Annotated in this window: 15 protein-coding genes; 10 read left to right on the top strand and 5 right to left on the bottom strand. The window is 43.2% G+C overall.

What is annotated here, in order from left to right:
* Positions 1 to 7: 7 nt before the first annotated feature.
* Together NQ546_RS03875 and NQ546_RS03870 are read right to left on the bottom strand one after the other, a co-directional pair.
* On the bottom strand, positions 8 to 679 hold the full coding sequence (locus NQ546_RS03875; RefSeq protein ID WP_004292115.1) for an FKBP-type peptidyl-prolyl cis-trans isomerase: 672 nt from the start codon (positions 677 to 679) through the stop codon (positions 8 to 10).
* A gap of 91 nt (positions 680 to 770) precedes the next feature.
* The gene (locus NQ546_RS03870) at positions 771 to 2,312 is read right to left on the bottom strand and encodes a glycine--tRNA ligase (RefSeq protein WP_004292113.1); all 1,542 of its coding nucleotides are present in this window, start codon (positions 2,310 to 2,312) and stop codon (positions 771 to 773) included.
* Positions 2,313 to 2,636: 324 nt separating this feature from the next.
* Here NQ546_RS03870 and NQ546_RS03865 point away from each other — a divergent pair, with 324 nt between their 5' ends.
* The 4 genes from NQ546_RS03865 to NQ546_RS17375 all read left to right on the top strand — a co-directional run bounded on the left by NQ546_RS03865 (position 2,637) and on the right by NQ546_RS17375 (position 6,617).
* The gene (locus tag NQ546_RS03865) at positions 2,637 to 3,173 is read left to right on the top strand and encodes a flavodoxin family protein (protein WP_004292111.1); all 537 of its coding nucleotides are present in this window, start codon (positions 2,637 to 2,639) and stop codon (positions 3,171 to 3,173) included.
* A gap of 203 nt (positions 3,174 to 3,376) precedes the next feature.
* Positions 3,377 to 4,705 carry a family 43 glycosylhydrolase gene (locus NQ546_RS03860; RefSeq protein ID WP_004292109.1) on the top strand — a complete coding sequence of 443 codons (1,329 nt, stop codon included), beginning with the start codon at positions 3,377 to 3,379 and terminating at the stop codon, positions 4,703 to 4,705.
* Positions 4,706 to 4,949: 244 nt separating this feature from the next.
* On the top strand, positions 4,950 to 5,954 hold the full coding sequence (locus NQ546_RS03855) for a glycoside hydrolase family 43 protein (protein WP_004292107.1): 1,005 nt from the start codon (positions 4,950 to 4,952) through the stop codon (positions 5,952 to 5,954).
* Between the two features lie 477 nt (positions 5,955 to 6,431).
* Entirely contained in the window at positions 6,432 to 6,617 is a 186-nt protein-coding gene (locus tag NQ546_RS17375; protein WP_081446776.1) for an IS3 family transposase, read from the top strand.
* Between the two features lie 131 nt (positions 6,618 to 6,748).
* On the opposite strand, the gene NQ546_RS03850 is transcribed toward NQ546_RS17375, so the two are convergent.
* Together NQ546_RS03850 and NQ546_RS03845 are read right to left on the bottom strand one after the other, a co-directional pair.
* Positions 6,749 to 8,479 (bottom strand): RagB/SusD family nutrient uptake outer membrane protein, encoded by a 1,731-nt coding sequence (locus tag NQ546_RS03850; protein ID WP_004292104.1) that lies wholly within the window; start codon positions 8,477 to 8,479, stop codon positions 6,749 to 6,751.
* 21 nt (positions 8,480 to 8,500) lie between these two features.
* Positions 8,501 to 11,605 carry a SusC/RagA family TonB-linked outer membrane protein gene (locus NQ546_RS03845; RefSeq protein WP_039953553.1) on the bottom strand — a complete coding sequence of 1,035 codons (3,105 nt, stop codon included), beginning with the start codon at positions 11,603 to 11,605 and terminating at the stop codon, positions 8,501 to 8,503.
* Positions 11,606 to 12,371: 766 nt separating this feature from the next.
* Between NQ546_RS03845 and NQ546_RS03835 the strand changes: the two genes are divergently transcribed.
* Entirely contained in the window at positions 12,372 to 13,556 is a 1,185-nt protein-coding gene (locus tag NQ546_RS03835; protein WP_004292101.1) for an iron-containing alcohol dehydrogenase, read from the top strand.
* A 15-nt stretch (positions 13,557 to 13,571) separates the two neighbouring features.
* Positions 13,572 to 14,567 (top strand): Gfo/Idh/MocA family protein, encoded by a 996-nt coding sequence (locus NQ546_RS03830; protein ID WP_004292100.1) that lies wholly within the window; start codon positions 13,572 to 13,574, stop codon positions 14,565 to 14,567.
* A gap of 60 nt (positions 14,568 to 14,627) precedes the next feature.
* On the opposite strand, the gene NQ546_RS03825 is transcribed toward NQ546_RS03830, so the two are convergent.
* Positions 14,628 to 18,347, bottom strand: a complete 3,720-nt coding sequence (locus NQ546_RS03825; RefSeq protein WP_004292098.1) for a hybrid sensor histidine kinase/response regulator transcription factor — start codon at positions 18,345 to 18,347, stop codon at positions 14,628 to 14,630.
* Between the two features lie 295 nt (positions 18,348 to 18,642).
* On the opposite strand from NQ546_RS03825, the gene NQ546_RS03820 reads away from it, so the two are divergent.
* Genes NQ546_RS03820 through NQ546_RS03805 form a run of 4 tightly spaced genes read left to right on the top strand, consistent with a single transcriptional unit; the run spans position 18,643 to position 23,162 of the window.
* Positions 18,643 to 19,773, top strand: a complete 1,131-nt coding sequence (locus NQ546_RS03820; protein ID WP_004292097.1) for an alpha/beta hydrolase-fold protein — start codon at positions 18,643 to 18,645, stop codon at positions 19,771 to 19,773.
* Positions 19,774 to 19,822: 49 nt separating this feature from the next.
* A complete protein-coding gene (locus NQ546_RS03815) occupies positions 19,823 to 20,977 on the top strand; it encodes an alpha/beta hydrolase-fold protein (RefSeq protein WP_004292095.1) in 1,155 nt (384 codons plus the stop codon).
* Between the two features lie 32 nt (positions 20,978 to 21,009).
* Positions 21,010 to 21,708 (top strand): hypothetical protein, encoded by a 699-nt coding sequence (locus tag NQ546_RS03810; protein ID WP_004292094.1) that lies wholly within the window; start codon positions 21,010 to 21,012, stop codon positions 21,706 to 21,708.
* Positions 21,709 to 21,710: 2 nt separating this feature from the next.
* Complete coding sequence (locus NQ546_RS03805) at positions 21,711 to 23,162, top strand: family 43 glycosylhydrolase (protein ID WP_004292093.1); 1,452 nt, start codon at positions 21,711 to 21,713, stop codon at positions 23,160 to 23,162.
* Positions 23,163 to 23,278: the final 116 nt, after the last annotated feature.

The raw sequence follows: 23,278 nt of genomic DNA, 5'->3' as shown, positions 1-23,278 counted from the left end.
GTTTTTCCTACACAATTCCTTTCAAATATACATCAAATGTCAATGATGAATAACCGGGAATGGATGAATTACCACTCGAACCATATCCGCTTTGCCAAGGGATATACAGTAGCCAACGTTCGCCTACCTGCATATACTGCAAAGGCCATGTCCATCCGGAAATTACTTTCGAAACAAAAAATTCAGAAGGAGAATTAAAATCCGTAGGCCACTTGGATTCGGCAAGTAATTCGGATGACTCGGACGAGGGCGACGACAAAGGCAATGGTAGCTTACTGTCTGTTGCTCCAAAGCCATCAAAATTACCGTCAAATTCCTCCCCTGTGATGAAAGTACCGTAATAGTAAGTGCTTACCTCGTCTGTAAATAGCGGGTATGCTCCTCCATCTTCTTTCCATAGCTTCTTGCAATAGACATATTGGGGCTTGGAATTACCATCAACACTGACACCCCCAGTTTCGACTTTTATAGCATACAGCTTTCCAATTTCCATATTCTTTGCATCTTCCAACGAAGCTACAATGCTATTACCGGTCTCGGCTTTTATAGAATCAATAAAAGCTTCATTACGTGGCACCCAGTTATCATATTTTCCAGCCTCCTCCACTTCTTCGCAAGCTACGAATGCACCTGCCACGAAGAGCAAGAAAGGCAAAAACAAAAAGAACGGTCTCTTCATCTAATTAAAAAATTATAGAATTACTATTATTTTATATTCACTATCCGCCGTTCTTTGTAACACCCCGAATGGCGGACAGCTAAATATTTTCTTATTGCAGCGTTTTCAGCAAAGACGTGATGCTTACGCGATCTGCAATGATATTGTTCAGTTCAGAGATAGCTACACGTTCCTGTTGCATTGTATCGCGATTACGTAACGTTACGCAATTGTCTTCCAGCGTCTGGTGATCCACAGTTACACAGTACGGAGTACCGATGGCATCCTGACGGCGATAACGCTTACCGATGCTGTCTTTCTCGTCATACTGGCAATGGAAATGGAACTTCAAGTTATCAATAATCTCACGAGCTTTCTCAGGAAGGCCGTCTTTCTTCACCAGCGGCATAACAGCCAGTTTCACCGGAGCCAATGCAGCAGGTAACTTCAGGACAACACGAGTCTCGCCATTCTCCAACTGCTCCTCACAGTAAGAAGCCGACATAATGCTAAGAAACATACGGTCTACGCCAATAGAGGTCTCGATAACATACGGAGTATAACTTTCGTTGGTTTCCGGATCAAAGTATTTAATGTTCTTACCGGAGAATTTCTCATGTTGAGACAAGTCGAAGTTCGTACGACTGTGAATACCTTCCACTTCCTTGAAGCCGAAAGGCATCAGGAATTCGATATCCGTAGCAGCATTGGCATAGTGAGCCAACTTGTCATGGTCGTGATAGCGATAATGATCATCGCCGAAGCCCAATGCCTTATGCCATTTCAAACGGGTTTCTTTCCAAGTCTTGAACCAGTCGAGTTCAGTACCCGGTTTTACAAAGAACTGCATCTCCATTTGCTCAAACTCACGCATACGGAAGATGAACTGGCGTGCAACGATTTCGTTACGGAAAGCCTTACCGATCTGTGCGATACCGAAAGGAATCTTCATACGACCGGTCTTCTGTACATTCAGATAGTTCACGAAGATACCTTGAGCTGTTTCCGGACGAAGGTAAATCTTCATTGCACCTTCAGAAGTAGAACCCATTTCAGTGGTAAACATCAGATTGAACTGGCGAACTTCCGTCCAGTTCTTCGTACCGCTGATAGGGCAAACAATTTCCTCATCCAATATAATCTGGCGCAATTCATCAAGGTTATTATCATTCAATGCTTTGGCAAAACGTTCGTGCAAAGCGTCACGTTTAGCCTGATGCTCCAGCACGCGGGTATTTGTACTGCGAAACTGTGCTTCATCAAAAGCTTCACCGAAACGTTTGGCAGCTTTGGCAACTTCTTTGTTTATTTTGTCGTCATATTTGGCGAGTTGATCTTCAATCAACACATCGGCACGATAACGTTTCTTGGAATCGCGGTTATCAATCAAAGGATCATTGAACGCATCTACGTGTCCGCTTGCCTTCCAGATTGTGGGATGCATAAAGATAGCCGAGTCAATGCCTACTATATTCTCGTGCAGCAGCACCATACTTTGCCACCAGTACTGTTTGATGTTATTTTTCAGTTCCACACCCATCTGACCATAATCATATACGGCTCCCAAACCGTCATAGATGTCGCTGGAAGGGAACACAAATCCGTATTCCTTGCAGTGTGATACGAGTTTCTTAAAAACGTCTTCTTGTGCCATTTTTTGTTGTATCTTAATTAATTTGAAATCTTTGTTTAGATAAAAAGCGCCACAAAGATAGGGATTTATCTTATATGTAGGGTAACGGGGGATATTAATTTATCTTATTCTTCCTCCGTCCTTTGATTCCTCCTCCTCCCATCGCATGACAGGAGTTATTCGATATTTAGGAAAATACAAGTTGAAAGGTATCCTGAACAGTCAACTTTCTTCAAGCATACATATGCAAAAACCGTAATAAAGATACAACTTCCGAAGATTCAGATACAAACCGTTTGATAAAATCTTTCTACTTTTGCAGTAAACAAAAACATTGAAACAAACATGAAAAAAGTACTGATTCTCTCATCAAGTCCGCGTCGCGGCGGTAACTCCGATACACTCTGCGATGAATTCCTGCGCGGAGCGATCAAGGCTGGCAATAATGCAGAAAAAATTTTCCTTCGTGATAAAGCCATTCACTACTGCACAGGATGCAGCATGTGTAGTCTGTATGGCAAGCCCTGTCCTCAAAAAGACGATGCAACCGAAGTAATCGGAAAGATGCTTGCCGCAGATGTAATCGTCATGAGTACACCCGTTTACTTCTACACCATGTCGGCACAGATGAAAACCTTAATAGACCGTTGTTGCAGCCAATACACAAAGATGGCAGACAAAGAGTTTTACTTTATCGTAACCGCGGCCGAAGACGACCGGAAAAAGATGTTACGCACAATCGATACTTTCCAAGGATTCCTCGACTGTCTGGAGAATCCTACGGTTAAGGGAATAGTGTATGGACTGGGAGTATGGCACACTGGAGAAATCAAAGGAACTCCTGCCATGCAAGAGGCCTACGAAATGGGTAAAAGTATATAAACAGGACTTCTCCCCTCTTATCAAGTAGATAAGGGGGATTTATAATTTCCACAAATACCCCTGTATTCTATTCATTACAAGTCTTTTTATGTTATAGGGCACTTTTTACTTAAAAACACAAGAGGTGTATTTAAAAGTATAAGGAAAAAAGGAAAGAACTTGTTACATTTGTAACATCATAACATGTAACACATTATAATATCATGAGAAAACTTTTCCTTTTATTCTCTGCGGCAATTACTATTGCAAGTACCCTTCAGGCGCAGAACCCGGTCATCAGAGACCAATTTACCGCCGACCCTACGGCGCGAGTGTTCAACGGCAAGGTATATATTTACCCTTCGCATGACATACCCAGTCCTATTGACCGTTTGAAAGAATGGTTCTGCATGGCAGACTACCATGTATTTTCCTCGACCAACCTGACCGACTGGACAGACCATGGTGTAATCCTTACTCAGAACAAAGTACCCTGGGTACAGCCCGACTCCTACTCCATGTGGGCGCCCGACTGTGTGTACAAAGACGGAAAATATTATTTCTATTTTCCCAGTACTCCCCAAGGTGAAGGCAGACGCGGATTCAGCATCGGTGTAGCCATCGCTGACAGTCCGGAAGGACCTTTCACTCCGGAAGCCGAACCTATAAAAGGAGTAGGCGGCATTGACCCCTGCGTCCTCATCGATACAGATGGAGAAGCATATATTTACTGGTCCGGACGCGGAATTTCAGTTGCCAAATTGAAACCGAACATGAAAGAACTCGCTTCAGAACCCATGCAGATTCAAGGATTGCCTGACGGATTTAAGGAAGGGCCGTATGCCTTCAAGCACAATAATAAATATTACCTCACTTTCCCCTGGGTGCAAGACAAGACTGAAACTCTGGCGTATGCCATGGCAGACAGCCCAATGGGTCCGTTCACCTTTACGGGAATAATTATGGATGAATCACCTTCCGGCTGCTGGACAAACCACCACTCCATTACAGAGTACAATGGGCAGTGGTATCTCTTCTATCACCATAATGACTATTCTCCCAATTTCGACAAGAACCGTTCGGCGCGTATCGACTCGCTATTCTTCAATACAGACGGCACTATCAAAAAAGTCAAACCGACACTGCGCGGTGTAGGAATAACCGATGCACGAAGCAAAATACAGATTGACCGCTATTCTACCATAAGCCCCTACGGAGTGACTATTGATTATCTGGAGCCTTCCAATACATTTGAAGGCTGGCAGACCTTATTCAACAGAGCTGGTACATGGGTGACATATAATAAAGTAGATTTCGGCACCACTCCCGTAAAGCGGCTCAAAGCACGTGTGCGCTCGGAAAAAGGCGGAGCAATAACCCTGCGGACTCCCGGTGAAAAAGGAATGACAATTGCCGAATTGCCCATAAAACCAACCGGGAAATGGACCGAAATCAGTACAAATGTATCCAATGCACCTACAAGCATGCAAGACCTGATTATAACTCAGACCGGAGAAAACCCGGTAGCAGTAGACTGGATCAGCTTTGAATAATTCTTTCAAAACCGAATATAACAAACTTAAACAGACACAAATCATCAGTTATACATAAGTTAGTCATACTTAGAAACGGGTCCTACTACTTTGGGAAAAGTATGTAGGACTTATTTTTATCTAAAAATATAAACTGAATATCTAAAAGCACAAGCCTACAAATGCATTACAGGCCTATTTTTGTATTGAGGTTCATGCCTTACTCAACCTTGATTAATTAATGCTATCTAATAACATATTACGTATGAAAAAGAATTTGCTTTTTATTTTTTGTGCCATTGTCCTGCTGGCAGGATGTGTACAACGCCCACAATTACCCACTTTTCAAAACACAGGCAACCCCTTAGTTAAAGACAAATTTACAGCAGATCCGGCTCCGCTTGTATACGACGGAACTCTCTATCTTTACGTAGGGCACGACGAGTTCTATGAAGGTCAGGACACTGCTCATGGCGGCAAAGAATTCAACATTACCGAATGGTTATGTTACTCTACACAGGACATGCAAACATGGACTGATCATGGTGTTGTATTGAAGCCCACAGACTTCAAATGGGGGATTGGTGAAGCATGGGCCTCACAAGTTATAGAGCACAATGGCAAATTCTATTACTATACTACTGTACAAGCCGGTGAACCCTACAATAGCAAAGCAATCGGTGTAGCCGTCGGAGATACTCCCACCGGACCTTTTACTGACGCAATCGGCCAGCCTCTTGTAACCGATGATATGACCTCCAACGGTCCACGTGGCTGGTGGAATGACATAGATCCTACTGCCTTAATCGATGACAATGGACAAGCATGGCTTTGTTGGGGAAATGGGACTTGTTTCCTTGCCAAATTAAAGCCCAATCTCACCGAAATTGACGGGGATATCCAAGTAGTAGACCTGCCCCGTTATGTAGAAGGTCCATGGTTACATAAACATGGCAATTTGTATTACCTCACATATGCATCATTCGGACAAGGGCGTGAAACCATATCTTATGCCACCGCTCCTGGCATGGAAGGTCCATGGACACCACAAGGGGAGTTGACCGGCATGGCAGAAAACAGTTTTACAATCCATCCGGGAATTGCCGAATTCCAAGGCAAGTGGTATCTGTTCTACCACAATGCAACGTTAACACTTGATGGTCATGCCGGAGCAATAGGACGACGCAGCGTATGTGTGGATGAATTAAAGTATAATCCAGACGGTACCATGCAGACTGTAATACAGACCAAGCAAGGAGTAGCGAAATAGTTTTTCAATAGCCCTAGAGGAGGTTGCGTCAAAATAAAGTGAACCCCAAAAGTTAGACAAAAAACTTTTGGGGTTTATTTATGTCAATGCATCACACATTAGAAGAAAAGCAAGAGATTCTCCGACTTCATGAAGCCGGAGTTAGCGTGGTTGAGTTGATAACTCATTTTCATGTTATCGGTCATATAAAGGAACTGTCGGTAAGATTGCCCTTATCTTAAGCTTGCCACAGATGTGTCGCAAATCTCAATCGGTCAGCAGAAAAGTTTCTTATCACCTGTAATAGATATATTTAACGGAGAAATACTAAATTATAATATAGCCGACAGAGCGGATTTGGAGCAAATAAACAAAATGTTGAATGATCTGTTTGCCATTACCGACAAATTAGCAAAAGAGAATCAAATCATATTGCATTCTGATCAAGGATGACAATATCAACATAAAAATTATCAAGAAGCCTCGAACGAACATGGTATAGTACAAAGCGTGTCACGAAAGGGAAATTGCCGGGATAACTCTGTTATGGAAAACTTCTTTGGGCTTATGAAGTCAGAACTATTATACAACAAAGAATTTAAATCCATGAAAGAGTTCAAGAAGGAACTAGAGGCATATATTGATTGGTATAATAATGATAGAATTAGAGGCTTAAGGGAATGAGCCCGGTAAAATACCGAGCTCATTATTTAGAGAATTTATAACGTTATTTTTTTAACGTCTAACTTTTTTTTTGGGGGGGGGCAGTGCAATTTTGACACAGCCCCTTCAGCGTTCTGATTAAATTATGAATATTATTTTGCCCAACCGCGTACTTGATGTATTTGGTCGTTGATTTCGATTATATTTTGTGGGAGTGGCCAGTATTCGTGCTTACCCTCAACAAATTTAAGTGTAATACCAGCCTCGGCAAATGGGTGACGTACGTCATACACAAGTTTGTGAGGCTTTCTGGCATTTGCAGGGGAAGTCCAATATTCGTCAGTTTGATAAGGGATGTTATCAAGCACCTTGTCGTAGCATTCCTTAGCAATACCCCAACGAACGATATCGAACCAACGGCAGCCTTCGAACCAAAGTTCATATTGCTTTTCGTCTTGAAGCACTTTGAGGTCAACAGTTTCAGATACAGTCTTTGAACCTGCACGATTTTGAATCTTGTTGATATATTTCTTAGCTTCACCAAGTTGATTTGATGCGATACAAGCTTCTGCATAAATCAGATAAGCTTCACCCAAACGAGCAATACAGAGGTTCGTATTGTTACAGTTGTCACCTACAGATAAGTCAGCATCGTTAGGATGCATCATCATCTTCACTTCCATCACGTCACTACGAGAGAATGAGCCATAAGTATTGGTAATACCACGTTCCGGGTCTTTTTCTTTTTGTGCGCGAGTAGTGCAAGTAGCATCGCTTTTCCAACCGCAAAGTTCTTCATCGTAAAAGAATTCATCGGAAGTCAAGAAAGTAGCTTTACGACGATAGCTGTCACCATCGTTTGCCAGCATTTTGTGAGCAAACTCATGATTGATAGAGCCACCACCCCAACCACCGGTTGAACAAATAAGCGGACTCTTACCACCACCTTGAATATCATCACCACGCCAGTTAAGTACGTTAGCTACCATCCAACGGCCACGATTATTACCGACTCTCCAAGCATCTGCACCACCTGCAGCCGCTGTATTAGTAATATAGTTGAATTCGAAAATCTTTTCTTCACAACCATCACCTTCTACGTGGAACAAGTCGCGGAAACGTTCACCCGGAACGAGGTCGTAGTTTTCAGACTCTACAAGGGGCTTCATTACGCTAATCACCTTAGCATTGTCACCTGCAAAAAGAGCAGACTTACCGGCTACGAATTGAGCGAAACCTTTAGTTACAACCCAAGCACCTTCTTTATCATTCTTACCATTACGATCGGGCAAGTCAAAAAGAGCGTCTTCACATTCTTTCACGCACCAGTCAAAGATAGCCTTTTGTGACTCAGCATTAACCGGTTTTTCATCGGTGATGAGGTGGTCAATCAAAGGAGGTTGATAATACACCTGTGCAGCCAACATGTGTGCCCATGCACGCATAACCTTAGCTTCGGCAACAGCTCGTTTCTTAATAGGAGTATCTGCTGTTTCACCAAAATAGTGAATTATCAAGTTGGCAGAATAGATTGCCTTATAAATGTGATTATAAAGATTACCGATAGGGAGAGAGCTGGCATCATAACGGAACTCATTAAGGATACGGAAATCTGCGTGGTCGTTAATGTCACCACCGGCTGCAAACACATCGTCGGCAGAGTAGTTAAGCCCCATGATATAGGCATTCCAAATACCTTCAGTACCACCGATTTCATTGATATAAGTAGCGTACATGGCTGTCAGCGCGGATTCGGCATCCGCATCAGTCTTGTAGAAGTTAGCTGTATTGCTGGTTGCTTTCTGTTCCACATCAAGCATGTCTTCACACGCGGTGAACATCATACTTGAAAGCAAAGCGATTGATAAAAATATTTTTTTCATATCTCTTTCGATTAATTAAAATTAAAATGTAACACTTACGCCAAATACCATCTTGCGCATGTTAGGATATGCACCCTTGTCCAAACCCGGACAGTTGTATTCATTTGTACAAGTTTCAGGATCGAGACCCGGATACTTGGTGAATGTGAAGAAGTCGTCCAATGATACGTAAACACGTGCGTTTTCGATGAATGCTTTATTAGTGATTCTCTTAGGCAATGTGTAACCAAGTTGAATTTGCTTGATCTTGAAGAACGAGCCATTGTAAACCATGGCAGATGAACGCCAGAATGTACCACTACCTGCTACGGAAGAGGCATTAGGAAGTTTGCCAGACTTGAAGTCTTTATAAACATCTTCTGCTATGTTGTTGTAGCCTGTATGATAGAGACCGTAGTAAATATCGTTACCGGCAGCACCAGTACCGAACAAAGTGAAGTCGAATCCCTTGTATTCAGCATTCAAGGTAATACCGTAAGTCAAAGTAGGAAGACCAGAACCTATGTTAGTCATGTCCTCAGTTTGTGGGTCGTTGGTCAATTGACCATCTTTGGTGTAGTATTGTGCAGTACCGTCAGCAGCAACGCCTGCATACTTATAACCGCGCATGTACCATACGGGTTCGCCTTCTTCGAAGTAACAACGAACAGCTTCAGGAGATGCACCTTCAACAGTTGCGCCAGCGATACGTTCGATAGATGGATCGAGGTAAGTCACTTCGTTGTGAAGTGTTGCCATGTTAGCAGATATTCCATATTTGAAGTCACCGATATGGTCTTTCCAACTAAGTTCTACTTCGAAACCGCTGTTTTCAACTTCACCAGCGTTTACAGTCATAGTAGAAACACCTGATTCAGGCATAGTGGGAGCATCTACAAGCAAGTCCTTAGTAATTTTCTTGTACCAATCGAAACCAACGGTCAATCTGTTGTTTAAGAAACGGAAGTCAGCACCCAAGTCGATTTGTTCTGAAGTTTCCCAAGTCAAGTTAGGGTTGGCAATACCGTTAGGCATTGAACCTAAAGTAACGGCACTTGTTGAACCATAGTTATAGAATTGTCCATTTGTATTAATACCAGCTATATATGCATAGTTCTTCAATACGTTCACGTTACCATTCTGTCCCCAAGATGCACGTATCTTACCATATGACATGATGCTTGGATTAACTCTATCTTTGAAGAAGCTTTCGTTTGAGAATGTCCAGCCTGCAGATGCGGAGAAGAACTTACCCCAACGGTTGTCTTTCGAAAGTTTGGAAGAGTCGAAGGCATCGGCACGGAAGTTAGCCTGAACGCTATAGCGGTTGTCATAGCTATAAGTTACACGACCGAAGTAAGAGAGTGCGCGAGAAGTACCCGGTATGCCGCCGATGTTCTTTACTGTTTTATCATTAGCATTTACGCAATCGAGGTAGATGAAGTTGGGAGAATAAGCTTTAAGGATATCCGGACCCGAAGCATTGGCGCTGACATAATTTGAATCGCTTTGGCGATATGACATACCGGCCATGGCACCTACAGCGTGTTTGCCGGCGAAGATATCGTTATAGTTGACGAAGTTTTCCCATTGATACCAAGTAGAGTTTCTACTGGCGCCTGAGATAGTGTAGTTATCACCTTTGGTTTGACCATTGAGGTAGTAGGGGTATTGCCAGTCAGATTCGTTGTTGAAGGAGATACGATAACCCAAACGGGAAGTGAAAGTCACTTGCTTGATAGGAGTAACGTTCATGTAAGCAGTACCATTAACGTTTACACCACTGTTGCGCGATTCAGAACGGTCGCGTTGTGAGAAGGGGTTACCACCAGCAAGACGTTGATTGAAGTAGGAAGTGGCATAGTAGCCATTTTCATCACCAAAGAGAGTGTAGTTAGAGTTACCTGCTTGAATTTGGTCGTAGTAGTTACGATATTCACCCAACATCTGTTCTCGTTTTGTCCAATAGAGCGGAGTTAACGGGTCAATCAAAAGAAGCATTTCGAATGAAGAACCATAACCTTGTTCAGATATGCCACGAGAACTCCATTTTTCAATGGAGGTGTTGGTACCTACTTTCAACCAATCCTTAATCATATAATCGGCATTCAGTTGAGCGGTAAGACGTTCGTACTTATCTTTGCTACCCTTAACGATACCGTCTTGGTTCACATGGTTCACACTCAGGAAGTATGAGCCGCGGTCGTTACCACCTTGGAAAGTAAGGGTGTGCTGTTGAGCCCAAGTATCTTCGAAATAAGCATCTAACCAGTCTGTATCGGTATTAGGATCCCATCCGTATTGAGTCTGAGCATCAGCCAAAGTAGCATTCACAGATTCAGCACCAAGCTGCATAGTCATCCAGTCCTTGAATTGAGTAGCGTTAAGCAAATTGGGCACGCTTCCGAGTGATTGTTTAGTCCACTTACCACTATAAGTGATAGATCCTCGTCCTTTCGCACCTGATTTAGTAGTGATAAGAACAACACCATTACCTGCTTCAGCACCATAGATGGCAGCCGAAGCAGCATCCTTCAATACTTCCATTGATTCAATCATAGAAGGGTCGAGGTATTGGATAGAGCTAACTTGCAAACCATCAACAATCAGCAAAGGACCGATGTTGTTGGAGTTTGAGGAATAACCACGAACGCGGATTGATGCGCCTTGACCTGGTTTACCAGAACCATTCAAAATCTGTACACCTGCTGCCTTACCTTGCAAAGCAGCAGCAGCATCGGTAGTTGACAAACCTTTCAGTTCATCAGCCTTTACAGAAGCTACCGAACCGGTAAGGTCACTCTTGCGTTGCACACCATAACCCACAACGACCACTTCATCCAACACTTTCGTGTCTTCAACCAGTCGCACATTTAGGTTAGTGCGCCCCTGCAGTTTGATTATCTGCTTTTTATATCCCACAAACGACACTTCCAGTTGGCTGTTTTCGTTCTTTACCTGAATATTGAAATTCCCATCCAAATCTGTAATGACTCCGTTCGAAGTTCCTACCTCTAGAATCGCAACTCCAATCATCGGCTCGGAATCGTTTTCCGAGACGACAGTCCCTTTAATTTGAATCTGAGCCCATGCTGAAGAGCAGCACAGTACCACCAATGCAAAAAATAGTAAAACTTTGTTTTTCATAAGTATAAAGTTGATAATTTTAATAAAAAATGTGTTTTCAATAGTATCGTCAAACAATCTATGTCTAAATAGATTATAGTACGTAAATCTTAGTATGTTTTTGTGTGTGTTTAATATTTTTCCATAGGCATTTTTTTTACGGTTTAACAAATTTGATAATTAATAAAAATATATTTTTGTTGCAAAGAACTACAATATTTTAATTTTCATGTTATATTTTTAAATATAATACTTATACTTTTAGATATTAGTCACAAATAATTAAAAACTTTCTATCATTAATGTTCCGTTAAAATCGGAACGAATTAAATATTAATCAAACAACCCCATGAAAAGGGTACTAAATTGCTCTTTGAAATCATTGAAATTAGTCTTATTGAACAACTCTGGTAAAGGCGTTTTATCCGTTAATGAGATATTTAAAATCTGTAGAACCTTATAGGTTGAACGGTTTAGATACAAATTGCGTTGGATAATAGCCATCAGACAATGAGGTCTGCTATAAGTTCAACAGAGGCTATCTCAATGAAAACTTTTTGATAGACCGACGCTCACTGCTATCAATTATAACATCGACTTTGGTCGAAAACTTATAGACGGACATCATGCGGATAATCTAAAGATAAATACAGAAAATTCGTGTAAAGCCTAAAAAAACGATGATGCATTTGAATAATCCACAGGAAATACATATTTTCGTATTCTCGATTTAGTAAGTAAGATAAACGCAAACACATATTAATATTTATAACCGTTCTAAAGCAACATGAAAGATTTCAACTATTACGCCCCTACCGAAGTCGTATTCGGGCGTGAAGCAGAAGCCCGAACAGGACAGCTTGTCCATAAATATCAAGGTACAAAAGTTTTGGTGCACTATGGCGGACAGAGTGCGAAACGTTCCGGATTACTTGATGCGGTCTGCCGTTCGCTTCAAGAAGCAGGCATTGCCTATGTCACACTGGGTGGCGTGGTGCCCAATCCGCGTGTAGCGAAAGTACGCGAAGGCGTGGAACTCTGCCGGAAAGAAGGTGTGGATTTTATCCTTGCTGTGGGTGGCGGCAGTGTCATCGATTCTGCTAAAGCCATCTCTATCGGAGTACCTTATGAAGGTGACGTATGGGACTTTTATCTCCGTAAAGCCGTAGCTGAAACCTGCCTGCCCGTAGCCACAGTACTTACCATTCCGGCTGCTGGCAGCGAAATGAGTAATGGCAGTGTCATCACCAACGACGAAGGTAAATTGAAGAAAGACTACTGCACCGACATATTCCGCTGCAAATTCGCCGTAATGAATCCTGAACGTACTTTCACTTTGCCTGCTTATCAAACAGCCTGCGGCGTGACGGATATCATGATGCACACTATGGAACGTTACTTCTCACACGAAGATGATATGGAAATAACGGACAGTGTGGCGGAAAGTATCCTCTGCACAGTGAAAGAAACAGTTTTCAAGGTACTGCATACACCGGACGATTACGTCAGTCGTGCACAAATCATGTGGGCAGGTAGCCTGGCGCACAACGATCTGACTGGATGTGGCACCGTAGGAGACTGGTCTACTCATTGTCTGGAACATGAGCTCAGCGGTATGTTCGACGTAGCGCATGGAGCCGGATTAGCCTCCATTTGGGGGAGCTGGGCACGTACGGTCTATCTGCTACGCCCCACCCGCTTCGCCCGTTTTGCCGTAAATGTAATGGGAGTGCCCAATGATTTCACCTCTCCCGAACACACCGCCCTCGCTGGTATCGAAGCCATGGAACGTTTCTACCATGCGATCGGCATGCCTACCTCTATTCCCGAGCTGATAGGACGTCTGGCAACGGAAGAGGAAATCCAAACAATGGCACGCATCTGCAGTGACAACGACGCACACACCATCGGTACTTTCAAACCTCTCAATATGCAGGACATGATAGATATTTATTGGAAAGCAAACCGGTAAAAAGACAGAATAAACATGAATGTAAAGAATCATACCATAGGTATCCTTGGATCCGGTTGGGTTGCTGAGAAAATGGCAATCACCCTGGCTGGAATGAAAGGTTACGAATGTCTTGCCATAGCCTCGCGCACACAAGCGCACGCTGATGATTTTGCCACCAAGCATGGCATTGCCCGTAGTTACGGCTCATACGAAGAACTGGTTAAGGATGATGATGTAGAACTGGTGTACATAGCCACTCCTCATGCTTTACACTATGAACATGCACGCCTCTGCATTGAGCACAATAAACCCATACTCTGTGAAAAAGCATTCACTGCCAATGCCTACGAGGCCGAAGTTTTACTGAATCTTGCCGAAAACCGCAAAGTATTCATTACCGAAGCAATTTGGACCCGTTATATGCCGTTATCGCTCAAAATCATCGAGTTGGTAAGACAGGGCGTTATCGGACATCCTTATATACTGACCGCTAATCTCTGTTACCCAGTTTCGGAAAAGGAACGAATGCAGCGTCCCGAATTGGCAGGAGGTACTTTGCTTGATCTCGGCGTATATGCGCTGAACTTTGCTGCCATGATTTATGGAGACGAGATAGAACGCATTGTATCCGCCTGCACCAAAACCGATACGGGAATGGATGACCAAGAAAGTATCACGCAGTTCTTTAGTAACCGGAGAATGGCAGTGCTCAACAGTTCCATGTATCCGCGAAGTGACCGTAAGGGCATAATTTCAGGCGATAAAGGGTATATCATCGTAGAAAATATCAACAATCCGGAAGTGGCGCGTGTTTATGATCTGGATTACCGCCTGACTGCCGAATACCCCGCACCTCCTCAAATTACAGGCTACGAGTATCAGGTTATTGCCTGCTTCGAAGCCATGAAGCAGGGATTATTGGAGTCACCCTATATGCCCCATCGTGAAACCTTACGCATCATGCGTATAATGGATGAACTGAGACGGGAATGGGGAGTGACGTTTCCAAATGATAAACTCGCGTTTTGATAGAAAAAAATAAAGTATATTTCCCATAAAACCTAATTTCAGGAAATCTACTAAATATCCTTACATAACTTCCGTCGGTGTCTTTCCAAAATATTCCTTAAAGACCTTACTAAAATACGCAGGTGTACTGAACCCGCACATCTCACTCACTTCTGTCACGTTATATTCTCCCGAACGAAGTTTTTCCATCGCATAGTTCAATCGAATTGAACGGATAAATTCCACCACAGACAAATTAGTAAGCGCCTTGATTTTCTTATAAAGCAATGACTGGCTCAAGGCAAGAGCAGATGCAAAATCCTCTTTACCGAAATTCTCATTGGCAATATTTGCACGCACACATTCAACCGCTTTCTTGATGAACTCATCATTCATTCGATTTGCCACAATAGAATGGGCATCATCACGTTTCACCTCAATGGCCTTCTGAAGTACAGTGCGTCTATTGCGGATAATAGACGTGATACGGCTTGCCAACAACGCCATATCAAATGGTTTGGTCAGATAGTTATCCGCTCCCAATTCCAATCCATGCAATTGGTTGGTTTTATCAGAAAGGGCAGTAAGCAGAATTACAGGAATGTGGGATGTTTCATAAGTAGACTTGATCCTTCTGCAAAGCTCGAAACCATCCATACGTGGCATAACAACGTCGGAGACCACAAGATCAGGCTGCAATTCGTTCATCATTTCCCAAGCCTGCTGCCCGTCATCGGCAGTAGTCACACGAAAATGCTCACGCAACGGATGTACCATAAACTCGCGTAAAGCATGATTATCTTCTACGATAAGAATATGCATATCATGTGCTTCCACATCATCCATTACCGGCTCATCAACTTTATTACTAATAGCTGGAATATCAGCGGCTTTTGTCTTAGAAGCAGGTCTCAAAGGCACAGTTACATCAAAAGTCGTCCCCACACCAAGTTCACTGGTTACGGCAATTTTCCCATTATGGATAGAGACATACTTTTTGGTCATCAACAAGCCAATCCCCGAACCAACTATTTGTGTGTTTACAACATTGTCACTTCGGTAAAACTCACGAAACAGTTTACGCTGCGCCGCTTTACTGATCCCCATACCATAATCCTTGACACGCAGTATCCACTCATCCGTTTTTCCTATAAAAGATACCTCAACACGTCCACCGGAGGACGAATACTTCACCGCATTGGAAAGCAGATTATCAACTACCCTTTCAAGCATGCGTGCATCGGCTTGTATCCAATAATCTTCCGGCGTCAAATCAGCTAAAAGATCTATTTGCTGTCCGGCCGCATACGATGCATATATTCCGGTACGCCGTCTTATCAAATCAGTAAGGCTGATATCTGTAAACTGAGGTTGTTCACATCCGATATCAAGCTTTTCAAAATCGAGCAGTTGTGTGGCCGTATCAGATAATCTTGCAGTTTGTTCAGAAGCTAAAGTCAAACACTTAGCTCCCCACGATGAGAGTTCCTTTTCTTTATGCAATTCCTCTATGGGCGCTTTAATAAGCATCAGTGAGGTACGTATATCATGTGCCATACGTGTAAAGAAACGTATTTTCTCATCTGAATAACGGCGGCGCAAGTATTGCATATAATAGCGAACTGCAAGAAATAACACTCCGATTATTACAACTGTCAGCAACAATCGAAACCATATCGTTTTCCAAAAAGGAGGATCTACAACAATAGACATCTGCCGCTCCGACAAAAGACTGCCATCGGATAACCGGATACATAATGTATATTTTCCCGCCGGCAAATTGGTATAGTTGATATACCGGCTGGTCGTATAAGTACTCCACACATGATCCTGCCCCATCAATTTCCATGAAAAAGCAACGGACTTACCGACACATCCCAACGGAAGCACCGACAAGGTGAAAGAAGTTTGCGGATAACTCAAATGTAACACAGAAAGGCTGTCAATTGGTACAGACAAATTAAAATCAGCTATTTCCCGAATGGAACGGCCCGATACGCGTATATCCGAAAAATAAATACGCCCCAAAGCAGAAACTGTATCAATCCTATCGGGATAAAACAACACAGCACCGCTGTTGCTACCGAAAGCTAATCTCCCATCCGGCAGTTGGCAGGCTGCATTGACACTGAACGACACATTTGCCAAATTCTGCTGGGTGCCGAAAGTTCGTATTTGCTTATTGGTAAGATTATAACAGCATATTCCATTATCTGTACCTATCCACAAATTATTATCGGCCAACAATACGCTTTTGATATAATTACTGGGTAATCCCTGCTGTGTAGTAATATGTGTTTGTCTGGCTGTACGCATATCCAGTCCTATCATACCATTGCCTGAAGTACAAACCCATATCGTATGTCCGTCTACAGCAATATCATGTATCGTATTACCGGATAAAAGGACATCAAACTTTCCGGTTTCTTTATCCATTAGCAACAAGCCATAAGCGCATCCCAACAAAATCTGTCCGGGTGAAAGTTCCGCAAAACAATAAACGGGTTGCGTGTCATAAGCGCGAAGTTTTCCACTGGCAGAATTGCAACAATACACACTGCCTCTTACGCCACCCAGCCACACATCTCCTTGACTGTCGGTATAAGCAGCGAATACAAAGCCACCTGCCCCGAATATGTTACCATCATCGCTTGTATAATGACGCAACTCACGTCCCGTAACCTCATCCAGCACGTAAACACCTTCACCATAAGTACCGGCATAAATATGTCCTTTCTTATCGGCAGCCAGTGATAAAAAGGCCCTCTGCCGTCCACTATACAGCTGATGCCATTGAAGAGTATTAGCGTTACGCAAACTGATGCCATCATTCGTTGCAATCCAAAGATTTCCCCGGCTATCGGCCATGATGTGATTTACCTCATTATTATGTAATGATTGCGAATTGTTGATGCCATGTATCAGATGCTCCACATCAACACTTGCAGTCTCCGTATATTGTAAACCTCCGCCATTGGTAGCAACCCATATCCGGTTATGATTATCAGCCAGCAAAGAATAGACACTGTTACCCCTCAAAGAGGAAGGCTTGTCAACATCCTCTCGTATTACCTGCTGTACCCGACAAGCTTTTGAATCAAGTATCCATATCCCCCCTCCATCAACGGCCACCCAAAGGGAAGTAGAGTCAGGTATCAGAATATCCCGCACAATTAGTTGTGGAAAATGCGGAACCGCAACTTTCCGGGCTGTCTGAGTGGTAAGTTCATACTCCCATAATCCCGCATCATAAGTACCCACCCAGACACGTCCGGCATGCGCATCAAAACGGGCGGATGATATAAGAGTGGGAAGATGACCGCACAATTTGGTATACGTATGTTTACGGGTATCAATATGATATATGGATGATTGTACAAAAGCCAATGCATGACAATCCTCCAGTAATGCAATATTAGAAACACCTGCCATATCATCAAATGCCCGAGCAACTTCTTTACCTGTCCAAAAAAAGATACCGATACTAGTACTTATCCACACCTTCCCATCAACATCTATCAACAGATTAGTGACCCAATTATCATTGCCCAATAATGATGAAAGAGTGAACCACTGTTCGAACTTATTCAGGATGCGATTATAGCGAAAGACCTGTCCATTTTGAGTTGCAACCACCAACAGACTGCCCCGACTGGCCATTTTAAGCTGCAGCACATCGGTTGTAGCAAATGGAAGCTGGTAAAGCCGATAATCATCGGATGCCACACGCAGGACTCCCGAACGCGAAGCAGCCCAAATAAACCCATCATCGTCACGCACTGCTGCGGTTATTTCCCGCATAGAAATACCAAATGACTCATTGATATTACTAAACGTAAAATCTCGAGAAATCGCATTACAAGGTCTGAGTAAGAAAAAGATTAAAAATAACAATAATGAGTTTTTCATATATATAAGGTTTCTTTATTTAAATCATGACAAAGATACAAATATTACTTTTTCCAATACTAAGTCAATAATGAGAAAATAGAGAATCTATATTTAAAAGTGTAAGGAAAGTGTTCAAAAGTACAAAGAAAAAGGCCGACGGCACGACTATCTTTGCAAAGATAACAACTAAAATATAGATTACTTTATGAACAGAATCCTTATTTTCCTATTATTCCAAGCAGTATGTTCGGGAATTCTCATGGCACAATCCGGTCGTCCGGCAAAGAGTGAATCCATGTTGCCCGGCCAACGTGGCGAACTCAATGTACGCAATGCCGCATACCCACGCCTGTTACCCGGCAACCGTATAGAATTCAAAATAAAAGCGCCTGATGCTAAAAAGGTACAGATTAATTTAGGCCGCAAATACGATCTTGTCCGCAATGCCGACGGTGAATGGTGTGGTGTTACAGATCCTCTCACGCAAGGTTTTCATTACTATTTTCTTATTATTGACGGAATATCCGTTGCAGATCCGGCAAGTGAGTCGTTCTATGGATGTAGCATGATGGCAAGTGGTGTTGAAATACCTTATCCAGAGGGTGATGTGCGCTTCTATATGGCAGATGTGCCTCATGGGGACATCCGCATGAAACGCTATTTTTCAAAGACTTCCAATGATTGGCGACGTATGTTCGTATACTGTCCACCAGGCTATGACAGCTCAACACAATCCTACCCCGTACTCTATTTGCAACATGGCGGTGGTGAAGATGAACGCGGTTGGGCCAACCAAGGACGTACCGACATCATTATGGATAACCTGATAGCTAAAGGAGAAGCAAAACCCATGATTATTGTCATGACGGACGGCAACACTCACGACTTTGAAAGTGAGCTCCTCAAAGAATGCATCCCATTTGTAGAAAAAAACTTTCGCGTAAAAACCGACCGCAATAACCGCGCATTGGCAGGACTTTCCATGGGAGGTATTCAGACCCTGAATGTCGGTATTCCTAATCTCGACAACTTTGCCTATTTAGGAATATTCAGCTCCGGTTGGTGGGCTAACCCTACTCCTTTCGGAGGCGGCAATGACAACGAGAAATACTACAAAATGTTACAAGACAAAAAAGACGATTATAATACAAAACTGAAGCAATTCTGGATATCCATGGGCGGCAAGGAAGATATAGCTTACAACAATTGCCAGGTAATGATGAAACGGTTTGACCAAATAGGTATCAAGTACACTTACTTTGAAACTCCGGGCGGTCACACCTGGCCTGTATGGCGTGAAAGCTTATATCAGTTTGCTCCACTCCTTTTCAAATAACGACAATCACAAATAATTTTAATTACACACCTTTTTAAATATTCAAATTATGAAAAACGCATTAAAGCTTCTTTTTTCATCTTTATTGGCGCTACCCTTAACAATGTACGCCCAACAGCAAAGTTTTCCGGAAGGAACAGTTCCCAACGAACACAACATCAACGGGGCCGAGTATCCCCGTATAGGCGAAGACCGTCGGGTACACTTCAAAGTATTTGCCCCCAATGCACAAAAAGTAGAAATCAGCTTCCGCGGTGAAATGACTAAAGAAGCAGATGGATATTGGTCGCTCGTATCGAAAGAGCCTGAAGTTGTCGGCTTCCATTACTATCAGATTATAGTGGATGGAGTAAGTACTGCTGACCCTAACGGTAAACCGTTTTTCGGCATGGGTAAATGGGTAAGCGGCATTGAAATTCCGGAAAAAGGAGTCGATTACTACGCCATCAAGAATGTACCTCATGGACTAATAAGCCAAAGTTGGTATTATTCCAACATCCGTCAGGAATGGCGCAGATGTATGGTCTACACACCGGCAGAATATGATAAAAGCCCTTCTAAAAAGTACCCGGTGCTATATCTGCAACATGGAATGGGAGAAAATGAAACAAGCTGGGCCAACCAGGGCAAAATGAATTTCATTATGGATAATCTGATTGCCGAAGGTAAAGCCAAGCCTATGATTGTAGTAATGGACAACGGCAATATTGAAGTATTCAAAAACAAACCGGGTGAAAGTCCCACTGAAGCCAGAGCCAAATTCGGGGCTCAGTTTCCGGCTATTCTGGTGAATGAAATTATCCCGCACATCGAATCCAACTACCGGACATTGACCGACCGGGAAAACCGCGCAATGGCAGGACTTTCATGGGGTGGACTTCTTACATTCAACACAACACTGAATAATTTAGATAAATTTGCTTATATAGGCGGTTTCAGTGGAGCAGGCAGCATTGATCTGCCGAATATTGACACTACTTACAACGGAGCATTTAAAGACCGCAAAGCATTCAACGACAAAGTTCATGTCTTTTTCCTGGGCATCGGTTCGGAAGAGCGTCCCGAAAGAACCAAGAAACTCAGCGATGGGCTGAAGGCTGCCGGTATCAATAATATCTATTACGAGTCTCCAGGCACAGCCCATGAATTCCTCACTTGGCGCAGATGCCTGAAAGAATTTGTTCCGCTGCTATTTAGAAAATAATTAATGTCTCATTGAGAAATACACTTATAATAATGAAAATTCCTTATTACAAAGCATTGTTGGCGATTTGCCTCGCCACCATAATGAGTGTGCATGTATATGCACAAAACAAAGAGGCCGGCTTTCCTTTGGCTCCTTATTTTTCACCGGGAACCACCGATGTCATGTATCCTGATGATGAAGGTTTCATACGGCGTTGGCTATTGCTTGAACCTATTGACAAGCCTAACCGCAGCAATACTGTATTTACAGACAGTTATATTCGCGAAGCATTTGCTACCGAATACTTTCCCAAGCAGTTCACCGTATTGCCCAAAGACGGTGACAAAGTGAAAGTAGGCAAGCAGAAACTAACCTGGCATGCACTTGACAGCAACCTGTTTAATGTGAAACTATTTCGTTTTGCATCCAATCTTCAAAAGCAGATATACGGCGTATTGTTTTGGGCAGTTACAGTTATCAATTGTCCGGAAGACATACCAAACGTCAGGATTTCAGTAGGTTCAAATTCCGCTTCTATGTGGTGGCTTAATGGTGAGGAGGCTGTTATTTTGTCCGGTGACCGCCGTATGGTTAAGGACGATTGCTTGTCCAAACGCCTGACCTTGAAGAAAGGGAAAAACATTATACGTGGAGCTATCATTAACGGTCCCGGAATGAGTGATTTTTGTATCCGTCTCCTTGATGAAAAAGGAGCACCTATTAAGAACATTACCATTAGTTATAAATAACCATGAAAACAAAAACTATATTCTTGGGTGCCGCAACCCTATTATCCCTGCTGATATCAGAGAAAGCAACCGCACAAATCGGAGAACCTTATATACACGATCCTTCCACTATCATGGAATGTGAAGGAAAATATTACACTTTCGGCACAGGCGGAGGCGGATTGATTTCCGAGGATGGCTGGACATGGAACGGCGGTGGAGTGAGGCCCGGCAGAGGTGCGGCTCCCGATGCCGTAAAGATTGGCGACCGTTACCTAATTGCTTACAGTGCTACCGGCGGAGGTCTTGGAGGCAGTCATCGCGGTACTGTGCTGACAATGTGGAACAAGACACTAGACCCTAAATCACCAGATTTCAAATATACAGAAGCGATAGCCGTTGCCTCATCAGAGGACAACGAAGATTGCGACGCTATTGATGCCGGACTGTTACTTGATCCTACCGATGGCCGCTTATGGTTGTCTTACGGTACTTATTTCGGTTTTATCCGACTGGTAGAGCTCGACCCCGCCACCGGTAAACGAGTAGAAGGCAACGAGCCTATCAATATCGCTATTGATTGTGAAGCTACCGATTTGATATATCGCAACGGCTGGTACTACCTGCTCGGTACACATGGCACTTGCTGTGACGGGCCTAATTCCACTTACAATATTGTAGTAGGCCGTTCACGCAAGGTTACAGGGCCATACATTGACAATATGGGCAGAGATATGCTGGAAGGTGGCGGAAAAATGGTGCTTGCCGCAGGAAATCGCCAAACCGGTCCCGGACATTTCGGACGTTTCATCGAGACTGACGGAGTAGAAAAAATGTCATGTCATTTTGAGGCCGACTTTGACCGCGGCGGTCGTAGCGTACTCGCCATACGTCCTCTTTTATGGAAGAACGACTGGCCGGTAGCAGGTGAAGTATTTAAGGAAGGAACCTATGAAATAGAATCCGAACGCAGAGGCTATGGTCTTGAACTTGCCGTTGACTTTGTACGTATGGCAAGTGTCAGACACCGTTTTTGGGAAGAGAGTAAAGAACCTGTCCAACCTTTAAAGTCACAGACATTGGAAGAGGTAATAGGTACATGGCCGCAAGGCAATATTGATGTAAGAATCGGTGACTATATGTTCCGTCCTCACCAACGCTGGACAATCACAGCCGTACCCGATGCAGGCGGATATCTGGGAGCTCCTTACTACAAAATAGTAATTGAAGGCACTAACCGGGCACTGACAGCCACAGCAGATGCTGAGGTCTCAACCGTACCCGAATTTACCGGCGCTCCCGAACAACTTTGGAGAATAGAGCAACTCATTGACGGCACTTACCGCATCATGCCCAAGAAAGTCCCCGGCACTGATGAAGAACTGGTATTGGTGTCCGTAGGTGACAGCACCCCTTCACTTGGCAAATTCGATATGAACAGCGACAATTCCAAATGGAATTTCCGTGATCATTAAAAAACGGGCAGTCAACTTTGTGAAGATCACAGCACAAAAGCTATAACATAAAATCAAGCGTGAATTATACAAATCGGCAATGAAACAGTACCGATTTGTATAATTCACGCTTTCCC

The organism is Bacteroides eggerthii (assembly GCF_025146565.1).
Taxonomy (GTDB): Bacteria; Bacteroidota; Bacteroidia; order Bacteroidales; family Bacteroidaceae; genus Bacteroides; species Bacteroides eggerthii.
This window is presented reverse-complemented; position numbering and strand designations above follow the sequence as displayed.